The 3,641-nt window shown below is 78.7% G+C and carries 3 protein-coding genes; 2 read left to right on the top strand and 1 reads right to left on the bottom strand.

The features are described from left to right. Positions 1-1,274, top strand: a 1,274-nt coding sequence (locus A6V29_RS16405; protein ID WP_502700107.1) for an SCO7613 C-terminal domain-containing membrane protein, incomplete at its 5' end; no start/stop codon positions are given. A 72-nt stretch (positions 1,275-1,346) separates the two neighbouring features. Beyond that, complete coding sequence (locus A6V29_RS16400; protein WP_137161293.1) at positions 1,347-3,110, top strand: SCO7613 C-terminal domain-containing membrane protein; 1,764 nt, start codon at positions 1,347-1,349, stop codon at positions 3,108-3,110. Positions 3,111-3,125: 15 nt separating this feature from the next. Here the strand turns inward: A6V29_RS16400 and A6V29_RS16395 are convergent. After that, a partial coding sequence (locus A6V29_RS16395; RefSeq protein ID WP_137161292.1) for an HNH endonuclease signature motif containing protein occupies positions 3,126-3,641 on the bottom strand: 516 nt, incomplete at its 5' end.

Genomic DNA, 3,641 nt, shown 5'->3' with positions numbered 1-3,641 from the left:
CCGTCCTGCGACCGGTGGCGGGGGTGCTGGCCGGCCTGTTCGCTGCCGCGGGGGTCCTCGGCGGGCTGGGCACGGCCTGGGGCGGGGGCGGGGGCGAGTCGTGGACCGCGACCGGGCTGCTCGTCGTGGCCGGCGCCGGCGTCCTGGCGCTGCGGACCCGGTCGGGAGGACGGCCTTCCGTCGCCGCCGTGGCCGGCGCGATCGGGGCCGTCGTGGGCCTTGCGCTCGCCGGCTCGCTGGACACCATCGGGGACGGCGGCCCGTGGGTGGCGGCCGGGCTCGGGCTGGCCGCGCTGACCGCCGCGGTCCTCCTCGCCGACCGCACCGCGCCGACCGCGACGCTCGTGGCCGGTGGTGCGGTGCTCGCGCTGACCCATGCCGGCCTGCTCGCCGACCAGGAGAGGTTCGGCGAACTGGCCCTCGTGGCCCTGGCCACCACCGCGCCCGCCGTACTGGCGGCGGTGCGGCTGACGGCGCTGCGACCGGCGGCGACGGCGGCGGCGTTGCTGGCTCCGGCCGCGGCGGTCCTCCTGGCCCTCGCCGACGACGTCCTGACCCGGCCCGTCGCCGGCCTCCTCCTGGCGCTGCTGGGCGCGGCCGCGTTCGCCGTGGCGGCGTCGCGGCACGGACGGCCGGAGGAGTGGACGGCGGCCGCCTGCGGTCCCGTGGCCGGGCTCGCCGCGGCGGTCACGAGCGGCGCGGTGGGCGCCTGGGGGCAGACGGCGATCCAGCTGGCCGTCGTCGGCGCCGCGGCCGGGGCCTACGCCGTCGTGGCATCGCGCCGGTGGGTGGGGGTCGTCGCCGTCGCCGACCTCGTCGTCGCGACCTGGATCGCCGTGGGCGGCGCGGGCGTGGAGACGCCGGAGGCGTACACGCTCCCGGCCGCCGCGGGGCTGCTGCTGATCGCGGTCCCCGCCCTCCGGTCCGGCGCCCGGTCATGGGCCGCCGAGGGTGCCGCCGTCGCGGTCGCGCTGGTGCCGTCGGTGCTGGTCGCGGTCGCCGCACCCACCGCGCTCCGGCTCTCGCTGGTGGTCCTCGCTGCGGCGCTGGTGACGGTGGCCGGCACGGTGCTGCACCGGCAGGCGCCGTTCGTCGTGGGCGCCGGCGTCCTGCTCGTCGTCGCGGTCGGCCGGCTCGGCCCCTACGCGCCGCTCCTCCCCCGCTGGCTGACGCTGGGTGCCGCTGGGCTGCTGCTGCTCGTCGTGGGCGCCACCTACGAGCGGCGCCGGCAGCAGGCTCGCGAGGCGGTGGCCTGGGTGGCGCAGATGCACTGAGCCCGGATTGGACCGGGTTCGCGCGGGCACCTCCCGTCTTACGGTGAGGCAGGCGAGCGGGAGGGGGCGACGGTGGGCGTGATCCCCGGGCGCACGCGGCCGCCCCAAGTGCTGCTGGTCGTCGGCGCCGTCCTGCTCGTGTGCGCCGGGGCCGCGGTGACCTCCGCCTCCGAGAGCGGCCTGGTCCGAACCGCGGTCCTCGCGATCGCCGTCGGTGCCGCGGTCCTGTCGATCCGCGCGGCCCATGCCGAGCTACGCAGCTCGGCCGAGACGTTCGCGGTGGCCGCGGCCGGTCTCGCGCTCGTCAGCACCGACGTCGCCGGTTCGCCGGGGACCGGTGCACCGCTGCCCGCGCTGGTGCTCGCGGGGTTCTTCGTCGTCCTGCACCGGATCTCGCCCCTGCCGGTGGCCTGGCCGCTGGCGGCGTGGGTCGCGGTGCAGGTCGCGGCGCTGCGCGCGGTCGACGTCGTCCCGGACGCCTGGCACACCGAACTCTTCCTCGCCGTCTCGCTCGTGGGCCTGGGGGTGGCGCTGTTCGGCCGTCCCTGGGTCGCCCGCCTGGCCCTGGCGACGACGGCCCCGTGGTGGGCCGCCGGTGTGCTGGGTGGCCTCACCGAGACGTGGACCGCCGGCCTGGCCGAGCGCTGGGCCGCCGCGGGACTCATGACCGCCGCCGCGGGCGGTCTCCTCCTGGCCCGGCTCCGCGCGCCGCTCGACGTGCTGCTCGGCCCGCCTCGGCTGGTGCCCCTCGTCGCCGGCCTGGTGACCGGCGCGGCGGCGGCGGGCGCCTGGTTCGCGGGCGGGCCGGTGGCCGTCGCGGTCGCAGGCTTCGCGGGCGTGCTCGTGGCGACCCTGGCCGCCGGTGGGCTCTCGGGCTGGCGGCGAGGACTCCTCCTGCCTGCGGCGCTCAGCGGCGGGATCCTGCTCGCGGCGTTGGCCGTGACGCGCCTCCTCTACGGCCGGCACTGGTCGGAGCTGGCGCTGCTCCTGCTGCTCACCGCGGTCCCGACCGCCTGGGTGGCGCTCGGGCGGCGCGACGACCGTCCCGTGGCCGCCCCCACCGTGGTCGGCTGCCTGGCCGGTGCCGCCCTGCTGGGGTTGCCGGACGGCTGGGGGTCACCGCTCGAGGTGGCCGTCCTCCTGACTGCGCTCTACGTCGGCTCGCTGCTGGTCGCGGCCGGGCTCGACGAGGACTCGCGGCGGGCCACCACTGTCGCGGGAGCCGCGTCGGCCGCCGCGGCGGTGGTCCTGCTCGCCGCGTCCGGTGCGCACGGCCAGCTCGCCGTCCACCTGGCGGTGCAGGGCGCCGCCACGCTGGCCTGGGGGTGGTGGACCGGTCGCGCCGGCACGGCCGAGGCTTCTGCGGCCTGGCAGGTCGGCGCGGCACAGCTGGTGGTCACGGCGTGGCTGACCGCGGCGCTCGCGGATCTGGACGCGATCGAGGCGTACACGCTGCCGGCAGCGCTGGGCCTGCTGCTGGCCGCCGGGCGGGGGCTGGTGCGCGAACCCTCGCGCCAGGCCTGGGGGCCCGGACTGGTGGTGGCAGCGGTGCCCTCGACGGTGCTGGCCGTGACCGCCCCCGACGCACTGCGGACGGTGCTCGTGCTGGCGCTGGCCGCCGTCGCCATGGTGGCCGGCGCGCGGGCCGGGGTGCGGGCGCCGCTCACGATCGGAGCGGGCACCGCGGTCGTGGTGGCGCTGGGGCTGGCGCTCCGCGCGGTGCCCTGGCCGGTGGGCGCGGCGCTCGTCGTCGGCACCGCGCTGCTGCTCCTCGGCATGCTGCGCGAGCGCCACCCGGTCGCCGGCTTCGCCGCCCGCCTCGCCGACCTGCGGTGACTGCACGGGCGACCGTCAGAAGGGCGGGGGTGTGGTGGTGGCGGTCAGGCCGGTGGGGGTGGTGACGGTGAGGGTGCCGTCGTCGGTGAGGTCGTATGTCCAGCCCGGGGCTTGGTGCTTGCCGCGGTGGTCGCTGGTGCAGTAGCCGGTGAGGTTGGTGGCGCTGGTGGGGCCGTGTGGCCAGGGGGTGTGGTGGTCGAGTTCGCCGCGGGACACGGGGCGGCGGCAGCCGGGGAAGCGGCAGCGGGAGTCGCGGGCGCGGAGGTAGCGGTCCAGGGCGGTGGCGGGCCGGTAGCCGTCGGTGGCCGGTGGGGGGCCGAGGCCGGGGCGGCCGGTGAGGTCGTGGTCGCACTGTTCGGGTCTGCGGGTGCAGGCGGGTCGGCCGCAGTGGGCTCGGCGGCGGAGTTCGCGGGCGTCGGTGAGGGCGAGCAGGGCGCCGGTGAGCTCGTCGACGACGGCGATGCGGGGCCGGTCGACCAGGCCGCCGCCGGCGGTGCGGTCGAGCAGGGCGGCCAGCTCGGCGCGCTGCTG

This window comes from Blastococcus sp. CCUG 61487, from assembly GCF_005222955.1.
In the GTDB taxonomy this organism is placed as follows: Bacteria; Actinomycetota; Actinomycetes; order Mycobacteriales; family Geodermatophilaceae; genus Blastococcus.
This window is presented reverse-complemented; position numbering and strand designations above follow the sequence as displayed.